The sequence below is a fragment of the Flavobacterium sp. genome (genome assembly GCF_004211145.1).
Taxonomy (GTDB): Bacteria; Bacteroidota; Bacteroidia; order Flavobacteriales; family Flavobacteriaceae; genus Flavobacterium.
Genome location: NZ_SEBS01000023.1, coordinates 24,370 through 44,362 on the forward strand (window position 1 = coordinate 24,370; position 19,993 = coordinate 44,362).

The window sequence follows — 19,993 nt, forward strand, 5'->3', positions numbered from 1 at the left end:
TAAATAAAAAAGGCCGGCTACCACGACCGACCTTTTCAAACAACCACGAGCGAAAGTGCATTCCACCCGATTCCTAAACTAACTATTTTCGTTTATTTCTTTTCGAGCAGTGTTTCGATGGCTTTGAGTCTCGCTTCAAGTTCCAAGACCTTGGTTTCGAGTTGGGTGTTCTTTTCTTTTTCGGATTCAATGATTTGCTGTTGCTCCTGGACGGCTTTTACCAGCGGCACGACGAATTCGGCATAACGCAATCCGTAGAAATCGGTTTCGTTTTTGGGTTTGTCGACGCCGCTGAAATCAAAACCCGATTCATTGGCTGCGGCTTCCACTTCCTGTGCGATGAAGCCGGTTTGCAGCATTGCGGCTTTTAACGCTTCACTCTCAGGCTTGCGGAGTTCGGTTGGTGTTTTTAAGAATCCCGCCAAAGCATCCATATCGAGATGATAGGTCACAGGCTTCAATCGCTTTATGAAATCAAGACCGGGAACATTGCTCTTAATATCTTTTTTAAAGCGTGCATCCGAAACCGTTGTCCAGCCTACAGAGCCGCCAATACTCGAAACGCCACCATCGCCTATGCGCACCTGGTTGTTTGCCGTAATGTCGCATCCGTCACCAAAGGCCGAAGAATTGTTAAAATCACCCGAATCATAACAAAAAGCGCCCACGGCCGTATTGTAAAACCCATTGGTTATGGCTAATAGTGCGTTTTGCCCAAAGGCCGAATTACGTGAGGTTGTGCTGCTTGTTGCCAAGGCACTGGCCCCGTAAGCGCTGTTGAAATTTCCCACGGTATTTGCCACCATCGCACGATAGCCAATGGCTGTATTGCTGAATCCTGATGAAATCCCTTCGAGCGCACTGTACCCTATGGCCGTGTTGTTCAGGCCCGTGTTGTTCGGACCGGCCGTGCCCGAGGTATTCTGGCCCCACATCGCCCGGTAACCCACGGCGACATTCGTATTGTCATATGTACCGGCAGGACCGGCAAAAAATCGCATACTCTCTGTGCCATAGGCTGTTCCGTTACTTCCTTGTGTTGACATCGGCAAAGCGAGATACCCCATAGCTACGTTATAAAATCCGGTAGAATTCGAAATAAGTGCACTGTTTCCGAAACCGCTGTTGAACCGGCCAGAACTGTTGCCTGCAATGGTATTGTGCCCAAATGCAGCATTTCCGTACCCAATGTTGTTGGCCATGATTGCCGAACCTCGCAGCGCACCGGCTCCTACTGCTGTGGTATATAATGGCGAAACCACGTTCAATGCCAGCGCCTCAGATCCGAAAGCAGTTGTAAAGTTCAGATTGTCCACCCTTCCTGCCGTGATGTTGTTTACCCTGAAATTTAGCGGCTGATTATTGGTCGTTCCCATAAAATTTGTGGCAGCCGCTGTGTTGCCGGCAAGACCCCAGCTGTTAGAAGTTCCGGTACCCACGCCTTTCCAGGCAGCGGTCGCGTCGTCCCAGTAATAAAATCCGGAAGGCCTTAAACCTACCGCTGTGGTGAGATACAGCATCATGCCATTCTGTGCAACACCAGGATTTGTCACAGGAAAGGCAGCAACCCGCGGAATGATGATCCCGTCTGTATTGGCAGGCGTTGCCGGGCTGGATGCCGAAACCTGGAATTTTGCCGCCGGAGCCACTTCTCCAATGCCTATTCTTCCTGCCGCGGCCGAGGTCATTGTCGTGCCGTAAATTACGTTCCCAATAGACATCTGATTGTTTGCCGAAGCAGATGGCGTAGCAGCATTGGCACCCAAAAGCAGGTTATTCGAGCCCGTATTGTTGATCCCTGCGCGATAGCCTACAGCCGTATTCTGGTTGGTATTGGTCACCCGGAGCGCTTCAAAACCAAGAGCAACATTCTGGTTCGGGTTAGAGCCAGTCAAGAGCGCAGAACTTCCGTTGGCAACGTTCTCATCTCCCGTAATGTTGTATGACAATGCATTCTGGCCAATACCAACGTTGTCATTCCCGTCTGTGTTGCTGAACATCGCACTGCGTCCTATTGCAGAGTTGTTATTCCCAAAAGTATTGCTATACAGCGCACTTTCGCCCAATGCGATATTGAACTGGCCCTGAGTATTGCCTCTGAGCGCACGGTATCCGACGCCAGTATTGCTCGATCCCGACGTGTTTTGCTGTAGTGCGTGATACCCGATGCCCACACTGCCCAGGTCAGCATTGTTCATTCCAGATTGGTATCCGAAAAAAGTCGGCCCGTTGCTGTCGATAACTCCCGACTGAAAGTTGCCGACCCTGAAATTCAGAGGAGCGCCATCAGTAGTTCCGATAAAATCAGTAGTAGCATCTGTATTGGCGTTTCCGGTAAGGTTCCAGGCTTTGCCAACGCCTTTCCAGCTCGTTGTAGGTTGGTCCCAAAAATAAAATCCCGAAGCATTTCCTGACCAAAGTGTCGTCAGGAACACCATCATGCCGTTTTGGGCAGTTGTCATTCCCGTTGCGAGTTGCGCCACGCGAGGTATCAAAATACCGTCAGTGTTTGCGGGTGCAGCGGGGTTAGTTGGTGACGCGATTTCGAATTTAGCATCGGGAGCGTTGTCGCCGATTCCGATTTTCACGGTCGCTGCCGAATTTATCCCGGTTCCGTAAATAGAATTTCCTATAGAAAGCTGATTGCTTCCCGCAACCGCAGGAACGGTCGTGTTCGCGCCTACCAAGATATTGTTGCTGCCCGTAACGGTGCTGCCCGCAAGGTTTCCGATTGCCGTATTGTCACTTCCGGTCTGGTTGGATTGCAATACTTCGCTACCCACGGCCACGTTGTTGTTACCGCTGATATTCGCGTTCAAGGTGTTGTTCCCGAGGCCGGTATTCTTCTCGCCGCCTTGGTTGTAATACATTGAATTCGTACCGACGGCCGTGTTGCGCGTCCCGTTCGTATTCACGTTGAGCGCATAACTTCCGTGGGCCGTATTGGAATGTCCGCTGGTATTGTTCTGCAAAGCCGACGCGCCCATTGCGACATTATAAACGCCCGAGTTCGCCGGATTCAAGGCCGAAACCCCAAACGAAGTGTTTGCCGGATTGAGCCTGCCCGATTGTACGTTATTGCGACGGAATATCAGATCGACGGGATCGGTCGTGCCTACGAAATTCGTGGCGGGATTCGTGCCCGAGTTGCCGATCGTAGCCCAACCTGCCGCTCCGTTTCCGCCAACGCCTTTCCAGCTCGTCGTGGGTTGGTCCCAATAATAAAACCCCGAAGCATTTCCTGACCAAAGCGTTGTTAGGAATACCATCATGCCGTTCTGGGCCGCGGTCATTCCCGTTGCAAGTTGGGAAACGCGCGGAATCAAGATACCGTCAGTGTTTGCGGGTGCGGCCGGATTTGCTGGCGACGCGATTTCGAGTTTCGCATCGGGAGCCAAATCGCCGATTCCGATTTTTACGGTCGCCGTCGAATTCATTCCTGTTCCGTAAACGGCGTTCGCGATCGACATTTGGTCGTTTGCCGTTGGCGACTGAACCTGCGCATAATTGCCGATTAACAAGTTATTGCTTCCGGAGGTCAGCAATTCTCCGGCCTGGTCGCCGATTGATGTGTTGTTGCTTCCCGTCGCTGCCCTCAAAGCACGCGTGCCTATTCCGACATTACCTTCGCCGGTAGTATTTAAAATCAGCGCTTCATCACCTATGCCCACATTCCAGTTCCCGCTCGTATTTCCGGAACTTACATCGTTTCCTATCGCCACGTTGCCAGCCCCAGTCAGATTTTGTTGCAATGCGTGAATTCCTACCGCTATGTTTTCGCTTCCCGAAATATTACTGTAAAGCGAAAAACGGCCTATCCCAACATTTCCGCCTCCTTGTATATTTGACGACAATGTGTAATTACCTATGGCGACATTGTAGCCTCCTATCGTATTTTCGCGCAAGGCGTCATTGCCCAACGCGAGGTTTTCAAGACCGTTCGCGCCATCTTCGGAGTTGACCGTCATCAAAGCCCGGTTGCCGATCGCGATCTGCCCGCTTGACCATGGTGTGCCGCCGTTGTTATACGTTTGGCCTGAAAGCGCCGAAACACCGATGGCGATGTTGTCTTCGGCATTGACATTCCCTGTGAACGTCGCATTTCCAAAAGTCGTGTTGGTCGCCGAAATTTTTCCTGATCCGATGTTGTTCCGCCTGAAGTTGACATCTTGATTGTCAGTTGTCCCGATAAAGTTCACCGCGGCGTTCGTGCCCGAATTTCCAACGACATCCCAGCCTTTGCCTCCGCCTACGCCGATCCACGAAACCGTCGCATTGTCCCAATAATAGAATCCTTTGGGTTTCGTCGGCAAATCGACCGACAGGAAAACCATCATGCCGTTTTGGTCGACGGTCGGGTTCGAAACTGGAAATGCGTCGATGCGCGGAATGAGCAGACCGTCAGTATTGGACGGAGTCGCCGCGTTGGTTGCCGGAATATCGAGCTTCGATTTCGGGTCGGTGGTTCCGATTCCAACCTGGGCCGATGCGATCGCACCAATAAAGGACATGGCGAGAATGTGGTAGATTGTTTTCATACTGTTGTCGTTGTGTGCCTATTAAGCGTTGCAACAACAAAAGTGACCCGGGAATCCTTTGAAAAAAAACACCAATATACGAATGGCTGTATTAATATACGAACAACAGTTATTTCTGTAAAATCTTGGATTCGAGGGCGTTCAATCGTGATTCGAGGGCTTTTTGGCTGGATTTGAGATCCGTAATTTCGGCTTCGAGACGCGCGTTCTTTTGTTTTTCGTACTCGATGATTTGTTGTTGTTCCTGGATGGCTTTCACCAAAGGCTTGCAGCCGGAGCGGTTTCCCCGACACCTATTCTTGCGGTTGCGGCCGAGGCCATCGCCGTTCCGTAAATCACGTTCCCGATCGACATTTGATTGTTGGCCGATGCTGATGGCGTCGCCGCATTTGCGCCTACCATGATATTGTTCGAGCCCGTATTGTTCGTTCCGGCGCGATAACCCACTGCCGTGTTTTGATTTGCATTGTTGAGTTTCAACGCCTCGAAACCCAACGCGACGTTTTGGTTCGGGTTACTGCCGATGTATAAAGCCGCGCTTCCGTTCACCACATTTTCATCGCCCGTCGTATTGTAAGAAAGTGCGTTTTGACCAATGCTGACATTGTCGTTACCGTCTACGTTATTGAACATCGAATTGCGTCCCACAGCCGAATTGTTGTTTCCCGACGTGTTGTTGTAACTATACCAACGACGTTATCAGTATACGACGGTAAGTTCCAGGTTGGCAATTTTGACTATGTTTGCTTTGACGTCTCGCGCGCGATCAGTTCCATTATCGAAAATCCGATCGGTCGTCTTTCCATCAAAAATCACAAATATCACAAATGCCAAAACGCCGAATCGGCGAACATCATTATTAATGGATAAAGATGAGCGAGTAGGAAATTTTCTGTTATATTTGATTAATACTGAGACCAATGAAGACTTTGAATTGCCTCATACTCGATGACGACGAACTGGATCGCCTAAGCGTACTCTCGAATGCCAAACGCTATCCTGAAATAAATGTCATAGGCGCATTTGCTACGGCAGACATGGCACTTTACGCCCTTGAAAAGAACAAAGTCGACGTGCTGTTCCTCGACATAGACATGCCGGGCATGGACGGTTTGGAATTCCGCAAAATGGCTTCAGAGGTTCCTGTTTGCATTTTTATTTCGGCGCATCCCGAACACGCGATCGAAACCTTCGCGCTCGACACCCTCGATTTTATCGTGAAACCGCTAAAGGCCGAACGTTTTGCCCAAACCGTGCAACGCATTCATGATTACATGGAATTGCGTGAAAAGGCGGCATTGTTCGAATCGAGCATCGGAGGCGATACGGTTTACATAAAGGAAGGACACGAACAGACGAAGATCAAACTGCACGACGTCTTGTATCTGGAAGCGTTAAAGGATTACACCAAAATCGTCACATCGGCAAAAAAGCATTGCGTGCTTTCCAATATCGGGACGCTGCTCAAGGAAGATGCATTTCGCTCTTTCATGCGCGTACACCGGAGTTTCGCCGTCCAGAAACAATTTATCGAAAAGATTTTGCCCAACGAAGTCGTCTTGAAGAACAATGTCACGATCCCGGTTGGACGAAGCTTTAAAGACAACCTCAACGTGTTGTTATGAAGAAATGGCTGCTCGCATTTTTAATCGCTGTTCCGGGAATTGTCGGTTTTTCCCAGCAAACGCCTGATTCGCTGCTGACTGTTTTTAAGAAACAGAAGGATTCTGATGCGAAGTGCGAGACGCTGATCGGCCTATCGGACTTTTATTACCATCGCGATCCCAAGCTTGGGATTGACTATTCCAATCAGGCCTTGTCCCTTTCCAAAAAACTCCGATACGAAACCGGAATCGCGAAATCCTGGCTGGCGTTGGGCAAGCATCGAATGGTTTTGGGCGACAACGATCAGGCGAAAATAGCGCTGGACAATTCGATTTCTCTTTTCAAGAAACAGGGCGATCATTGCAATCTCGGAATAGTCTACATGCATCGCGGCAGCCTTTTTGGCAACCTCAGTAAATTTCCCGATGCGCTCGATGCGTTGTTTGAAGCCTTGCGCCATCTGGAGAAATGCGATGACGCCGAGACCAACAAAACTTTCAGCGCGAATTGCTACCAGAATATCGCCAACATCTACAATGCCACTGAAAATTTCGACAAGGCGCTGATCAATTACGACAAGGCGATCAAGATGTGGGACGCCCTGCCCAATAACAAAGTTGCGTCAGCCATGAACCTGGCGAGTAAAGGTATCGTTTACGAAAAGCAAAAAAAATACGATGCGGCCATCGACGTGTACACGCGGGCACTTTCCGAATTGAAAAAACTGCTCCCAAGATCAGAAGTTCCCATGGCATTCGTCGACAGTTGGCTTGCGAAAGCGTATTTCGACAAAGAGATGTACGACCAAAGCCTTGAACGTTCGAACCGGGCACTCGGCGTCATCTCAAAAATAGGCGATCAGGATTTGTTGGCCTCGGCGTTGCAGACCATTGCGGGCGCGATGGTTTACAAAGGAATAAAAACCAAGGACGCCAACCTTGCGAACGAAGGATTTGGAAAGCTGGAGCAAGCCATTGAAATCCACAAACAAATCGGCAACCACGAAGGCCTCATTTTCGATTTTGCGATCATGACCAATTATTATAAGTTCATTTCAAAATTCGACAAAGCGCTTAAAGCCAGCCAACTCTCAAACATTTATAAGGATTCGGTATTCAATTTCAAGAACAAGCAGTCGTTGCAGAATCTCGAGGACGAGCGCACGATCGAACTTCGAAACAAGGAACTGCAAATCAGCAAGCTTACCATCGATAACAAGGAAAAGCAAAAATGGTATCTGATCGCGGCAATTTCACTCTTGGCGGTTATCGGGATTTTACTGTATTATCAGAGCCATAATCGCCGAAGAATCAATCGGAAACTGCAGAACCTCAACGCCGAACTCGACAAGGCGAACCAGACGAAAACGAAGTTGTTCAGCATCATCGGTCACGATTTACGCGGGCCGGTCAGCCATATTTATCAGTTTTTGGAACTCCAGAAAACCGATCCCGACATTTTCTCGGAACAGGATAAGGTTAGACACAACGACCGGATTACCGCCGCCGCGGGAACGCTTTTGGAAACGATGGAAGATTTGCTGATCTGGTCGAAATCGCAAATGCAGCAATTCTCGTTGAATCCGCAAAAGTTCGATTTGGCCGAAGCCGTTTCAGGAATCGCGGCGCTCATGCAATCGCAATTCGAACGCAAAAACGTTTCGTGCGAGAATCACGTTCACGATTTCTTGGTGGTTTCAGACCGCAATATCGTGACGATCATCGTGCGCAACATTTTGCAAAATGCGTTGAATGCATCCGACGAAGGTTCAAAAGTTACGATCGACGCGACTTCATCGGGCAAAGAAACGCGTATTTCAATCTCGGACAACGGAAACGGAATGCCGCAAAATTCACGCGATATCTTAACGGGAAAGGCATCGGAAATCGACAGCGCGAAATCGGGATTGGGATTGTCGTTGGTTTATGAATTGGGAACTTTGATTAATGCGAGATTTGAAATTGTCGATAATAATCCGACTGGGACTTCGGTTACGATTTTGTTACCCGCAATGTAAACCTTAATTTGTGACTCGTGATTATGAAGCTTTTTAAAACGCAAATTATATTTGGGATTTCTATAATAGTACTATTTCTTTCTAACTGCGACAGAAAACCTAATTCGGAAGATCGGATTACAATAACGGTGAATTCGATAGAACGAGAAACTGAAAAGCCCCGGAAAAATGCATTCGACACGATCGAACTCCGAATAGAATCATTTGGATTCCCTAAAAAAGAGTTTCCAATGATTGCTCAGTATATAACTGATTCGTTGGGTTCGGTAAAAATCAAAATAGATCGCACCGAAAAATACATACTGATATTAAGAGCGCCATATATTTATGGCGGCGAGGATCTGATTGGAGAGGAATTGAAAGATGGCCAAACGGTAACGATAGATGCGATACACTTGGACAAAAAAAAATAAAAAGGCCGCCAGCCCGTCGATTTATATCGAACAACCATAAAAAAAGCCCGGCCAAAACCGAGCTTCCTATCATTTTTCGCTTCTAATTAAAGCGCTGCGTCAAGACTGCTTGCATACGTCGCTTTCGGGGCAACGCCAACTTGACGGTTCACGACCTCGCCGTTCTTGAAAGTCAAAACTGTCGGGATGTTGCGCACTCCGTATTTCGCGGCGAACTCCTGATTGGCGTCGACATCGACTTTTCCAATCACGGCCTTGCCTTCATATTCTTCGCTGATCTGGTCGATGATCGGGCCGACCATACGACACGGGCCGCACCATGCTGCCCAAAAATCCACCATTACCGGTTTGTCTGATTTGAGTACCACTTCTTCGAAAGTAGCATCGGTTATTGCTAATGCCATAGTTAAATATCTATAAGTTGTTTTTTACGTTGCAAAAGTAGGTATTTTAAAGGTAATGAATTTTAGGTTTTGAATTGGATTTCGTTATTATAAGATTGCGTGAAATTATGGTATGAAGTGCTAAAGTGCTGAAATGCTAAGGTGCTGAAGTTCGGGAGCTGTTTCCTGCTGCCCGCTACTAGCTTTCTAGCAACCGTCGATTTTTGCGCGCGTGGCGCGAACTCCTCTGTCGTTGCGCCGCTCGGGCAAAAAAAACGACGTTTGCAGCGAAAGGCTAACCGCTTGCATCAGGGCTAGGAATATATTTTCGTAAAAACGTGAGCGTCACTTCCGGACGTAATATCGTCACCCGAAACCAGCCCGACAGCCATTAACAACTCGTGCCGATTGCGATTAAAGCAAATACGACTTCGGGGGGTTTCTTCACCGCAAGGCATTCATCCGAAACCTAAAACGGTGAATTGTCGTCTCTCGGGCCATTCCCGAGATGCTGATTTTCTTTTTTCTTCTTAAGCAATCTCAAAAGAACGACCAACAATACCACGGCGGCCGGCGCACCGACGATTATGAAAATGATGATCCACTCCATGACTCCGAATTTTCCCATTTTGATTTTCTATTTTAATCAGGTTATAATTTATTTGCAGAAATCCTCTACGCCGTACAATGAAAAAACCAAGTGGTTGACCTTGCCTTTTTTGTATTCGAGCAAAACGTGTTGTTCCCCGAGGATTTGACTCGCACCCAAATTCTCGTCGAACATGGATAGATTCATTCCCGAGTTTTTGACGAGCAGGAATTTGCTGTATTCGTTCTTGAGTTCGGTCGCATTGTATTTCACGTACGAACCCGGTTTGTATGCTTCGTTGCAATCGATGCCGTCGGTGCCGAATTTCACGACTTGATAACCGGGCTTGAAACCGTCGACCTCGACAGGAAGTTTGCAGATGATAACGTGCTTTTGTGCGTCGAACGTACCGTCGGGCAAATCAAAATACGTATTGATGTTGAGCCTGTCAGGATTGATCCGGATGTCGAACGCGGCCTCGTTGCTCATGATGCTCGTATGTTGCGCGCGACTGAAAATCCTTAGCGAAAGCCACAGAAGTCCCGCGATCGTAAATAAAATGATAAGTCCTTTTTTCATTTTTTTTCGGTAATGAATTCCTGTACTTGAATTGCCTGTTCTCTTGAAATCTTGTTGACGATTTCCACTTCAGAATATGTCGAAACCAACACGACGCTCCATTCGTTTTTAATGAGGAATTCCATCAACTTCATATATGTTTTTCCCAGCGGAAAACTTTCGGTGAAACGAATACGGTCATGATTTCGCGTTTCGATCACGTCTCCGGGTTCAAAGAAGTACTCTTTTGAAGTTTTATGGAGGAACGATTTTCTATCGACCGTGATCACATCGTTATCGCGCGTCATCGAAACCTTGCCGCTTATCTCCCACGCCAGTCTCCTGAACAACAGGCCTTGAAGCACAATCCAAACTAAAGCCACGATGAAAAATTGATATCTCTCGATCGCTATCGTCAAAATTATGGTGATAATCGTCGCAACGAACAAAAGTAACAACACAACGCTCGAATAGACGATGAAAAAGTAATTCCGTTTTGGTTCGAGTTCGATTTTCAAGTTACTTTTTTTAAGGCTGTTCATTGTTCAGGTGAATCATCCGGATAAAATCCCTGGCCGACAAGCTTCCAAATTCAATGAGAATTTTCACGACTTCGCCATCATTCAGCCCGAGAATCACATAATCTTGACTGGATTTTCCACGGACGACGTAAATTCCGGTAACCAAGACGTCACTCCATTTAATTTCACGCTCTTCCTTCAATCGAAACGAAGATGCGGTTGTCTGCATAAAAATCTTGTTTACGAAGAAAATCTTGAACAGAGAAAATACGATCAACAAAGCGCTTATGCCGTAAAGAATTTTCACGAAATCCGGCGTGGGATTTCCCGCGTTGAACATCGGGAATGAGAACAGGAAAAATGCCGCCAACGTGAGCAACATAATGAACGGGACTTTACTCTCGTAAATCGTGAGGCCGTGCGTCTGCTCTTTCCTGCTATATCTCGAATCGTCGATTCGCGTGTATTCCCTGTATGTCGAATCGCTCAAGAGCGTGTTCAAAATTCCGGAACGCGCGTAGTGTTTGTTTACGATTTCGCTTACTTCGTCTTTTGTCAGGATTTTGTCCATTCGGACTAATTCAATTTAAACTTCACATCCAGTTTCTCCAGTTCAATGAGCAATTCCGTGCAGATATTGACTTTGACTTTGCGGCTCGACATCGACAATTTCGTGACGAGGCGCGTTTCGTCAACTTCGGCCGGAACATCGAGTTCGATCGCAACGGCTTCCTCGTCGCCTTCTTCCATTTCTCCCGCAACGACAGCGACGGGCGCGAGTTGGCGTTTTACGGTTTCGGTCTCGACGATCTCAAAAGCGACGGGATTCGCGCCTGAATTGAGTTGGAACAGATGGCTCAAATGTGTAATCAAATCCGACTTTAAGTCGGAAATATTCAAATTCAATGTCAATTTCTTAGCGTTGGCCGCGAGAATATCCTGCAACATTCTCACTTCCAAGAATTGCAATCTCGGTTCTGATTTCTTGCCCGTTTCCTTGTTGACCCAACCTTCGCGCACGTTGACTTTGAAGTGCAGGAATTGGTTTTGCGCCAAATAGTGTCGGAACTTCAAAAACTCCTCGTCGAACATCTTGAATTCGAAACTCTCGTCGAAACCTTCGAGCGTGAAAATGCCCCAATCTTTTCCGTTTTTTGCCGTCCGATATTGTATGTTGGTCACGATTCCCGCGAACGTGAGCGCTTTGTTCACGTGAGGTTCGAGATTCTTGAGCATTTCGAGTCGGCCCGAACAGAAATATTTCATCTCGAACCTGAAATCGTCGAGCGGATGCCCCGAAATATAGATCCCGACGACTTCTTTTTCGCGCGCCAATTTCTCCATCGTGCTCCATTCCTCGCAAGGCGGCACGACGGGTTCGGCGATCTGGACTTCGCTCGCTTCCCCGAACAACGAAACCTGGGACGAATTTTCGTTTTCCTGATATTTCGATCCGTAGCGCATCGCCTTTTCAAGGAACGTGATGTTGTCGCCTTCTTCATGGAAATATTGGGCGCGGTGTGTGTTTTCAAATGAATCGAGTCCGCCCGCGAGCGCCAAATTTTCAAACGCTTTTTTGTTCGCCGCGCGCAAATCGATGCGTTTGGCGAGGTCGAAAATCGATTTGTATTTCCCGTCCTTGCGCGTGTCGACGATGGTTTGCACCGCTCCGCCGCCGACGCCTTTGATCGCGCCCATCCCGAATCGCACGGCGTAATTTTCGTTAACCGTGAACTTGTAAAACGATTCGTTCACGCACGGCCCGAGCACTTCCAATCCCATGCGCTTGCATTCTTCCATGAAAAAAGAGACCTGTTTGATGTCGCTCATGTTGTTTGAAAGCACGGCCGCCATATATTCGGCGGGATAATTCGCTTTTAAGAATGCGGTTTGATAAGCGACCCAGGCGTAACAGGTCGAGTGCGATTTATTGAACGCATATTCGGCGAACGCTTCCCAGTCCTTCCAGATTTTCTCGAGAATTTTCGGGTCGTGTCCATTTTGTTCCGACGCCTGTCCGATGAATTTTGGTTTCATCTTGTCGAGTACGTCCTTTTGTTTTTTACCCATCGCCTTCCGCAAGACGTCGGCGTCACCTTTGGAGAAATTCGCGAGTTTTTGCGACAAGAGCATTACTTGTTCCTGATAGACCGTGATTCCGTAGGTTTCCTTGAGCAATCCTTCGCAAGCTTCAAGATCATAGGTGATTTCTTCTTCGCCGTTCTTGCGCTTGATGAATCCCGGAATGTAAGCGATCGGCCCCGGACGATACAACGCGTTCATCGCAATCAAGTCGGCGAACACGGTCGGCTTGAGTTCCTTCATGTACTTTTGCATCCCGGGCGATTCGTACTGGAAAATCCCGACGGTTTCCCCTCGCTGGAACAGTTCGTATGTCTTTAGATCGTCAAGCGGAAAATTATCGGGATCGAGTTCGATTCCCGTGCGATATTTCACGAGTTTGACGGTATCTTTAATAAGAGTGAGCGTTTTCAGACCAAGAAAGTCCATCTTCAAAAGTCCCGCCGATTCCGCAACCGCATTGTCGAACTGCGTCACGTACAAGTCCGAATCTTTGGCCGTCGTAACGGGAACGAAATTCGTGATGTCGCTAGGCGTGATGATCACACCGCACGCGTGGATTCCGGTATTCCGAAGCGAACCTTCGAGGATTTTCGCCTGTTGGATGGTTTCGGCCGCGAGCGATTTTTCCTGGGCCATCGCGATTAATTCCTTGACGCGGTCGAACTCTTCGGAGCGCAGAACCTTTTTGACTTCGCTTTCATTTTCAGACAGGAAACGCGCCAAGTTCCATTTCCCTGGCATCATTCCCGGAATCAGTTTGGCGATTCGGTCGGCTTCGAACAACGGCAAATCGAGTACGCGCGCGGTATCGCGGATCGCCGATTTGGTCGCCATTTTACCGTAGGTGATGATTTGTGCGACCTGGCTCGATCCGTATTTTTTGATGACGTAATCCATGACCGATGCGCGGCCTTCGTCGTCGAAGTCAATATCGATATCGGGCATCGAAACCCTGTCGGGATTCAGGAAGCGCTCAAAAAGCAGATCGTATTTGATCGGGTCGATGTTCGTGATCCCAAGGCAATACGCAACCGCCGATCCTGCGGCCGATCCACGACCCGGGCCAACCGAAACGCCCATTTCGCGAGCTGCCCGAATGAAATCCTGCACGATCAAAAAGTATCCCGGATAACCCGTTTTTTCAATCGTCGCTAGTTCGAAATCGAGTCGGTCGCGCACATCTTGCGTCAAACCGTCGATGCCGTAGCGTTTTTCGGCTCCGACATAGGTTAAATGACGCAGGTATTTGTTTTCACCGCGTTTCCCGGCATCGGATTCGTCTTCGATGACAAGAAATTCTTCGGGAATGTCAAATTTCGGAAGTAAAACGTCACGGTACAACGAGTAGATTTCTATCTTTTCGACGATTTCAGAAATGTTAGAGATCGCATCGGGAACATCGGCGAACAACCGTTTCATTTCATCCGACGATTTGAAATAATATTCCTGGTTCGGTAAACCGTAACGATAGCCGCGACCACGACCGATCGGCGTCGATTGTTTTTCACCGTCTTTTACGCACAACAAGATGTCGTGGGCATTCGCGTCTGGTTGGGCCGCGTAATAGGTATTGTTCGTCGCGACGACTTTCACATTGTGTTTCTTGGCGAACTGCAGCAACGTTTGGTTTACGCGGTTCTCGTCTTCCTGCTTGTGGCGCATGATCTCGAGATAGAAATCGCTGCCAAATTGTTCTTTCCACCACAATAACGCTTCCTCGGCCTGGTTCTCACCGATGTTTAGAATCTTGCTCGGAATTTCCCCGTAGAGATTCCCCGACAGCACGATAATGTCTTCCTTATATTTCTCGACAACGCGTTTGTCGATGCGCGGCACGTAATAAAATCCTTCGGTATACGCGATCGACGACATTTTCGCGAGGTTGTGGTAGCCTTTTTTATTCTTCGCGAGCAACACGACCTGATAGCCGTTGTCTTTGCGTGACTTGTCTTTGTGGTCTTCGCAGATATAGAATTCGACTCCGACGATAGGTTTCATTTCGACACCTGTCGCGACTTCGCCTTTTTCCTCGGCTTCCTTGTTTTTCGCGGCGACGGCCTTGTTGTGGTTCATCACGGCGCTCACGAACTGGAATGCGCCCATCATGTTCCCGACGTCGGTCATCGCGACGGCAGGCATATTTTCTTTCGCAGCGGCATTTACCAAAACAGGAACGCTGATCGTGGATTGCAACACCGAAAATTGCGTATGGTTGTGCAGGTGAGCGAAGATGGCCGACGACAAATCGGTGGTCGAAGCCACGACGTCAATGTCGACATCGACGGTTCCGGTTTGGATCAGGCTTTCGCGAATCGCGTCGGACGCAGCCTTGAGATTGATATGTCGTAACCCGATGAGCGGAATTTCCTGCGGATGTTCTTTGCGGAAATTCTCGTAATAATCAGCCGGGACGTCGAGTTCTTCCTTCGTGAAGATTTCGCGTCGGATCAATTCGAGGAAACATCGTGTCGTGGCCTCGACGTCGGCAGTTGCGTTGTGGGCTTCGGCGAATGGTTGTCCGAATAGGTACTGATGCAATTCCGTCAGCGTCGGAAGTTTGAATTTCCCGCCGCGACCTCCGGGAATCTTGAGCAATTCGGCCGTGACTTCGGTACACGTGTCGAGAACGGGAAGCGCCGCCAATGCCGAATCGGTTTCCATTCGGTAAAATTCGGCACCCATGATATTGACGTCGAAGCCAACGTTTTGCCCAACGATGAATTTGGTGCGTGAAAGCGCGTAATTGAACTTTTCGAGTACGTCGCCCAATGGAATTCCTTCAGCGGTGGCCAATTCGGTTGAGATACCGTGAATTCTCTCGGCGTCGTATGGAATATTGAAACCTTCAGGCTTGATCAGGTAATCTTCGTGTTCGACGAGGTTTCCCATTTCGTCGTGCAATTGCCAGGCGATCTGGATGGCGCGCGGCCAGTTCGAGGAATCGCTGATCGGGGCGTCCCAACGCTTCGGCAAACCGGTGGTTTCGGTATCGAATATTAAATACATAGCTGGAATTCAGGTAGGTTAACGTGGCGTAAAAAGCATAACGCGGAATGTTCAAAAATAGTTTTTTTGCACGAACGATCGCCTATCGAATTATCAACAAAAGGAAGTGGTTTTCAACTTTGGGAATTTAACAAATGAGGTAGAAAAAGTGTAGTTTCCTTTTGCGGAATTTACAGAACTTCGCTAAGACCTAACAGGTTTTGAAAACCTGTTAGGTCTAAAACAAAAACCGGATTAGTACCAAATAAAAAGCCGCCTTTTTCAAGACGGCTTCAAGCATATTTCAAGTAATTACAAAGTCGGATACACCGGAACTTCGTAAAACACGCCCGATGTGAAATTCATCGTTTCGGCAGCGGTAGGATCTTCAGGATCTTCAGCCTCGGTATCGATGGCATTGAACAGGAATTTCCCCGTGATTGTTTTTTTGACTTCGTCGTATTCTTCGATCGTGATTTTCCCGTCTCCGATCCCGACTCCGGTTTGGTATACTTTTTCAACCACGCCTTCCTTGGTCGCTACGGTGAAAGTTGCGGTTCTCGTCGCGCTGTTTCCCAAAATGTATTCTCCGGGCGCGGTTGACGTCGTATGCAATTCAAGCGTCTCGAAACGGTTTGCTCCCGTTATGGTCAAATCGCCGCCGGCTCCAAGATAAGCCACGACTCCGGGTGCGCGCCAACGGCTGCCGTTTCGAAGTCCTTCGAATGCAGGGCTGTTGTCTCGGACGTCGGTCGTGCAAGAGCTAAGTGCGCATGCCGCAACGAATAGTAAAAGTATCTTCTTCATAGTTTGTAGGTTGTAATTTTTGTGTGACAAAAATAGCATTTTCACGCAACGCGAAGCAAAGTAATTAAAAAAATCAAAAGGGTTGTATTTTTAACATCTGAAAAATTAGCGACTTAGAAACGTCGTTATAAAAAAAACAGTATCTTTGCGCCCTTAATTAACGGGGTCGAGTACCCAAAATTTAATCATACGATTATGTCAGTAAAAATTAGATTACAAAGACATGGTAAAAAAGGGAAACCTTTTTACTGGGTTGTAGCGGCTGATTCCCGCTCAAAAAGAGATGGTAAATACCTTGAAAAAATCGGTACTTACAATCCAAACACAAATCCTGCAACTATCGATTTGAACCTTGACAAAGCTGTCGAGTGGCTTCATAACGGTGCGCAGCCAACTGATACAGCTCGTGCAATCCTTTCTTACAAAGGCGCATTGTTGAAACACCACCTTGATGGAGGCGTTCGCAAAGGTGCTTTGACGCAAGAGGCTGCCGATGCTAAATTGGAAAAATGGCTTGACGAAAAATCAGGAAAAGTAACTGCCAAGAAAGACACTCTTTCTTCAGCTAAAGAAAAAGCGAAAGCCGATGCTCTTGCCGCTGAGAAAAAAGTAAACGAAGGCCGTATCGCTGCTGCTAAACAAGCTGAAGCTGATTTGATCGCTGCTGCAACTCCTGCAGAAGAGGTTGAAGAAGAAGTAGCTGCTGAGCCGGCTGCCGAAGTTGAAGCTACTACTGAAGCTGTTGCCGATGAGGCTCCGGTTGCTGAAGAAGCTCCTGCCGCTGAAGAAGCTGCGACTGAAGGCGAAGAAAAAGAAGCTTAATTATTTTGGCGGTGCGTAAAGAAGATTGCTTCTACTTAGGCAAAGTCGCCAAAAAATTCAGTTTCAAGGGTGAAGTGCTTGTCTACATTGACAGCGACGATCCCGAACAGTATGAAGGAATGGAATCGGTTTTTGTCGAAATGGGCAAAAACCTGGTTCCATTTTTTATTGAAAGCGCTTTTTTGCACAAGAACGACTTTTTGCGCGTGCAGTTCGAGGACGTGACAAGCGAAGCCGATGCCGACGCGATCCTCAACAAATCGCTTTACTTACCGCTTGATTTGTTGCCGAAACTCGAAGGGAACAAATTTTACTACCACGAAGTCATTGGGTTTGAAGTCGACGACAAGCGATTAGGTGTCGTCGGAAAAATTGTTTCCATAAACGATTCGGTCGCACAGCCTTTGTTCGAAGTTAAAAATGGCGACGTGGAAATCCTGATCCCGATGATCGACCAATTCCTCGTCGAGATCGACCGCGCAGGAAAACGCGTCGTGATGGATTTGCCTGAAGGACTTATCGAAATGTATCTTTAATTGGCAATGGATAATTGATAATTGACAATGGATGATTGACAATTGACAATGGATGATTGACAATGGATAATTGACAATTTTGGGGATGGATATCAGTATTAAAATTACCGACCGGGACGGAGTCCAACATACAGTCGAAGCTCCGACCGACATGAACATGAACATCATGGAACTCGTGCGTGCGTACGAACTCGCGCCTGAAGGAACCATCGGTATCTGCGGCGGAATGGCCATGTGCGCGTCCTGCCAATGTTATGTGCTCAACGATGTCGCACTTCCAGAGATGTCACCCGATGAAGACGCAATGCTGTCGGAAGCGTTCAATGTGAAACCGAACAGCCGATTGGGTTGCCAAATCCACATTACTCCTGAGATTGACGGGCTCGAACTTGAGCTGGCACCGGAGTAATTACTTTTTATTCTTCATTTTTATTTTTTATTAAACAAAAAGCGGAGTAAAAAACCCCGCCTTTTCACCAATAAAAAACAACAAAATAAACTAACCAGTATTATCTTTAGGCCGACACGTTGATGATGTGTTCGAGCGCGTATCCGTTTGCGACACTTCCCGTGATGGTACACAACTCGCACGTGAAACCGTCTGAGAAAACATTATCGTCGTCATTGTACGTATAACCGTCCATTCCCGTCCCGTATTCTTGGTTGACTTGCACGACGGCGCTGTTCGTCGCTTCAGGAAATGCGATTTGCGTAACCAGTAGCGAACTGCCCGACGCATTGTAAACATGCACGTGAATATGCGTCGCACGGCCGTTGTACCAACCCGGAAAGATCGAGGTGAAGGAAACCTCTCCGGCCGAGTTGGACGTTTGCCGGCCGCGTAAAAAGTGTACGTTCGTGTAGTTTATGGATTGCATTTGCGTGCCTCCGTATTCCGAATAATTGCCGTCGGCGTCGCAATGCCAGATGTCGACGATGGCATTTTCAAGCGCGTTGTAATCGTCGTTCTTATTGAGCAACGCGATCGTGATGTCGAGCAAAACACCTTCTCGATCGCCGCGGATGTCGGTCGTGACCAATGAGGACGGCGTGTGCGTCGGGAACGGGCCTTCAGTTTCAGTCGGGGTCGTGACGCAATCAGACGGATCGCCCGTATCGATCACGCCGCTGTCGTTCGAGGCCGAACTGTCTTCGTTTCCGCAAGCCGCCAACGTCGGGATCATCGCAGCGCTCAGGCCAAAAAGGCCAAGTCCTCGTAAAAATTGCTTTCGTTCCATGATGCGGTGGTTTGGGTATAGAACAGCAAACGAAAACAGAAAATTGTATACGCGTTTACAATTGAGGCAAACGAAAAGATTCTTGAGGTAAAAATATGTTAAAGAGTTATTCCACGGCGATGATCGCTTTAGGAAGCAAACGTTCGACGAAACTCGCGTATGCGCTTTCGGACGGATGCAGACCGTCGGACGCGACCAAACTCGGATACATCAAACCTTGCCTAGTGATGTCAGTAATATCGACAAATACGATTCCGTTGGTTTCGCAATACGATTGGGCGAAAGCATTATACTGATCGATTTCAGACGAGATAATCGCCTGGTATTCGGGACTCGAACCTTGGCCGTACGGCGTGTACGCATAATCGGGAATTGAGACCACGATCACGTTGTCCTTGTCGCCCTGCGCAAGCGAGATCGCTGTGTTTACAAGCTGCGGGAATTCCTGCTGATAGACTGAAAACGGTTTGTGTTGGTACTGATTGTTTACGCCGATGAGTAACGTGACCAAGTCGTGGTTGGAATCAGGGTCGTTCGATGAAATGGCCGAAATAAGGTTCGTGGTCGTCCAACCCGTTGTCGCGATGATCTCAAGATTGACTTCGCGCATGGTCTGAGCCGAAAGCGCCGCCTTCAATTGGGCCGGAAAACGACAGGTTTCGCAAACGTTTTGCCCGATCGTGTAGCTGTCGCCGAGCGCGATATAACGGATCGCGTTTGGATTCGTGGGCGTAGGATCGGTAGGATTCGGGTTTGTGGGCGTCGGATTCGTCGGATCCGGATTCTGTGAAGTCGAACCTTTATCGTCGGAATTGCAACCCATGCAAAACACACTCGCGAACAATATGGTGAAGAAGATGCTTTTCATACCTAAATATACGCGGTTTTGGCCGATG

Annotated in this window: 17 protein-coding genes; 6 read left to right on the plus strand and 11 right to left on the minus strand. The window is 48.1% G+C overall.

The genetic code is table 11. From position 1 onward, the window contains the following. Positions 1 to 92: 92 nt before the first annotated feature. Positions 93 to 4,538: a tail fiber domain-containing protein gene (locus EOO50_RS11530; RefSeq protein WP_290840255.1), complete on the minus strand. Its 4,446-nt coding sequence runs from the start codon at positions 4,536 to 4,538 to the stop codon at positions 93 to 95. Positions 4,539 to 4,793: 255 nt separating this feature from the next. After that, on the minus strand, positions 4,794 to 5,171 hold the full coding sequence (locus EOO50_RS11535) for a hypothetical protein (RefSeq protein WP_290840257.1): 378 nt from the start codon (positions 5,169 to 5,171) through the stop codon (positions 4,794 to 4,796). Between the two features lie 287 nt (positions 5,172 to 5,458). Between EOO50_RS11535 and EOO50_RS11540 the strand changes: the two genes are divergently transcribed. From EOO50_RS11540 to EOO50_RS11550, 3 genes are read left to right on the plus strand one after another with little or no spacing between them, the layout of a single operon-like run. Beyond that, complete coding sequence (locus tag EOO50_RS11540) at positions 5,459 to 6,163, plus strand: LytTR family DNA-binding domain-containing protein (protein WP_290840259.1); 705 nt, start codon at positions 5,459 to 5,461, stop codon at positions 6,161 to 6,163. Then, positions 6,160 to 8,160, plus strand: coding sequence for a tetratricopeptide repeat protein (locus EOO50_RS11545; protein ID WP_290840261.1), 2,001 nt, complete (start codon positions 6,160 to 6,162; stop codon positions 8,158 to 8,160). Before EOO50_RS11540 ends, EOO50_RS11545 begins: the two co-directional genes overlap by 4 nt. A 23-nt stretch (positions 8,161 to 8,183) precedes the next feature. Continuing rightward, a complete protein-coding gene (locus EOO50_RS11550; RefSeq protein WP_290840263.1) occupies positions 8,184 to 8,573 on the plus strand; it encodes a hypothetical protein in 390 nt (129 codons plus the stop codon). Positions 8,574 to 8,659: 86 nt separating this feature from the next. Here EOO50_RS11550 and trxA read toward each other — a convergent pair whose 3' ends face one another. The 7 genes from trxA to EOO50_RS11585 all read right to left on the minus strand — a co-directional run bounded on the left by trxA (position 8,660) and on the right by EOO50_RS11585 (position 16,501). Then, positions 8,660 to 8,977 carry a thioredoxin gene (gene trxA / locus EOO50_RS11555; protein WP_290840265.1) on the minus strand — a complete coding sequence of 106 codons (318 nt, stop codon included), beginning with the start codon at positions 8,975 to 8,977 and terminating at the stop codon, positions 8,660 to 8,662. A gap of 448 nt (positions 8,978 to 9,425) precedes the next feature. Next, entirely contained in the window at positions 9,426 to 9,584 is a 159-nt protein-coding gene (locus tag EOO50_RS11560) for a hypothetical protein (protein ID WP_290840268.1), read from the minus strand. Between the two features lie 30 nt (positions 9,585 to 9,614). Further along, complete coding sequence (locus EOO50_RS11565) at positions 9,615 to 10,124, minus strand: hypothetical protein (RefSeq protein ID WP_290840270.1); 510 nt, start codon at positions 10,122 to 10,124, stop codon at positions 9,615 to 9,617. Further along, entirely contained in the window at positions 10,121 to 10,621 is a 501-nt protein-coding gene (locus EOO50_RS11570; protein WP_290840272.1) for a hypothetical protein, read from the minus strand. The genes EOO50_RS11565 and EOO50_RS11570 overlap by 4 nt, the downstream gene beginning before the upstream one ends. A gap of 10 nt (positions 10,622 to 10,631) precedes the next feature. Further along, positions 10,632 to 11,195, minus strand: a complete 564-nt coding sequence (locus EOO50_RS11575; protein WP_290840274.1) for a hypothetical protein — start codon at positions 11,193 to 11,195, stop codon at positions 10,632 to 10,634. Positions 11,196 to 11,200: 5 nt separating this feature from the next. After that, positions 11,201 to 15,715 carry a DNA polymerase III subunit alpha gene (dnaE, locus tag EOO50_RS11580; protein ID WP_290840276.1) on the minus strand — a complete coding sequence of 1,505 codons (4,515 nt, stop codon included), beginning with the start codon at positions 15,713 to 15,715 and terminating at the stop codon, positions 11,201 to 11,203. Positions 15,716 to 16,006: 291 nt separating this feature from the next. Beyond that, positions 16,007 to 16,501 (minus strand): DUF6252 family protein, encoded by a 495-nt coding sequence (locus tag EOO50_RS11585; protein WP_290840278.1) that lies wholly within the window; start codon positions 16,499 to 16,501, stop codon positions 16,007 to 16,009. Positions 16,502 to 16,696: 195 nt separating this feature from the next. Between EOO50_RS11585 and EOO50_RS11590 the strand changes: the two genes are divergently transcribed. The 3 genes from EOO50_RS11590 (at position 16,697) to EOO50_RS11600 (ending at position 18,268) form a co-directional block, all read left to right on the plus strand. Continuing rightward, positions 16,697 to 17,323, plus strand: a complete 627-nt coding sequence (locus tag EOO50_RS11590) for a 30S ribosomal protein S16 (RefSeq protein WP_290840280.1) — start codon at positions 16,697 to 16,699, stop codon at positions 17,321 to 17,323. Between the two features lie 11 nt (positions 17,324 to 17,334). Next, positions 17,335 to 17,859 (plus strand): ribosome maturation factor RimM, encoded by a 525-nt coding sequence (rimM, locus tag EOO50_RS11595; RefSeq protein ID WP_290840282.1) that lies wholly within the window; start codon positions 17,335 to 17,337, stop codon positions 17,857 to 17,859. Between the two features lie 85 nt (positions 17,860 to 17,944). Next, positions 17,945 to 18,268, plus strand: coding sequence for a 2Fe-2S iron-sulfur cluster-binding protein (locus EOO50_RS11600; protein ID WP_290840284.1), 324 nt, complete (start codon positions 17,945 to 17,947; stop codon positions 18,266 to 18,268). Positions 18,269 to 18,374: 106 nt separating this feature from the next. Here the strand turns inward: EOO50_RS11600 and EOO50_RS11605 are convergent, their stop codons facing one another. Beyond that, positions 18,375 to 19,097, minus strand: a complete 723-nt coding sequence (locus EOO50_RS11605; RefSeq protein ID WP_290840286.1) for an intradiol ring-cleavage dioxygenase — start codon at positions 19,095 to 19,097, stop codon at positions 18,375 to 18,377. Between the two features lie 106 nt (positions 19,098 to 19,203). Further along, the gene (locus tag EOO50_RS11610) at positions 19,204 to 19,965 is read right to left on the minus strand and encodes an SGNH/GDSL hydrolase family protein (RefSeq protein ID WP_290840288.1); all 762 of its coding nucleotides are present in this window, start codon (positions 19,963 to 19,965) and stop codon (positions 19,204 to 19,206) included. Positions 19,966 to 19,993 lie beyond the last annotated feature (28 nt).

Excerpts from the sequence above, each read along its gene's own strand:
- EOO50_RS11540 (WP_290840259.1), top strand. The coding sequence starts at position 5,459 with ATGAAGACTTTGAATTGCCTCATACTCGATGACGACGAACTGGATCGC.
- trxA (WP_290840265.1), bottom strand. The coding sequence starts at position 8,977 with ATGGCATTAGCAATAACCGATGCTACTTTCGAAGAAGTGGTACTCAAA.
- EOO50_RS11600 (WP_290840284.1), top strand. The coding sequence starts at position 17,945 with ATGGATATCAGTATTAAAATTACCGACCGGGACGGAGTCCAACATACA.
- EOO50_RS11575 (WP_290840274.1), bottom strand. The coding sequence starts at position 11,195 with ATGGACAAAATCCTGACAAAAGACGAAGTAAGCGAAATCGTAAACAAA.
- EOO50_RS11605 (WP_290840286.1), bottom strand. The coding sequence starts at position 19,097 with ATGGAACGAAAGCAATTTTTACGAGGACTTGGCCTTTTTGGCCTGAGC.
- EOO50_RS11550 (WP_290840263.1), top strand. The coding sequence starts at position 8,184 with ATGAAGCTTTTTAAAACGCAAATTATATTTGGGATTTCTATAATAGTA.
- EOO50_RS11530 (WP_290840255.1), bottom strand. The coding sequence starts at position 4,538 with ATGAAAACAATCTACCACATTCTCGCCATGTCCTTTATTGGTGCGATC.
- EOO50_RS11560 (WP_290840268.1), bottom strand. The coding sequence starts at position 9,584 with ATGGGAAAATTCGGAGTCATGGAGTGGATCATCATTTTCATAATCGTC.
- EOO50_RS11585 (WP_290840278.1), bottom strand. The coding sequence starts at position 16,501 with ATGAAGAAGATACTTTTACTATTCGTTGCGGCATGCGCACTTAGCTCT.
- EOO50_RS11545 (WP_290840261.1), top strand. The coding sequence starts at position 6,160 with ATGAAGAAATGGCTGCTCGCATTTTTAATCGCTGTTCCGGGAATTGTC.
- EOO50_RS11535 (WP_290840257.1), bottom strand. The coding sequence starts at position 5,171 with ATGTTCAATAACGTAGACGGTAACGACAATGTCAGCATTGGTCAAAAC.
- EOO50_RS11590 (WP_290840280.1), top strand. The coding sequence starts at position 16,697 with ATGTCAGTAAAAATTAGATTACAAAGACATGGTAAAAAAGGGAAACCT.
- dnaE (WP_290840276.1), bottom strand. The coding sequence starts at position 15,715 with ATGTATTTAATATTCGATACCGAAACCACCGGTTTGCCGAAGCGTTGG.
- EOO50_RS11565 (WP_290840270.1), bottom strand. The coding sequence starts at position 10,124 with ATGAAAAAAGGACTTATCATTTTATTTACGATCGCGGGACTTCTGTGG.
- EOO50_RS11610 (WP_290840288.1), bottom strand. The coding sequence starts at position 19,965 with ATGAAAAGCATCTTCTTCACCATATTGTTCGCGAGTGTGTTTTGCATG.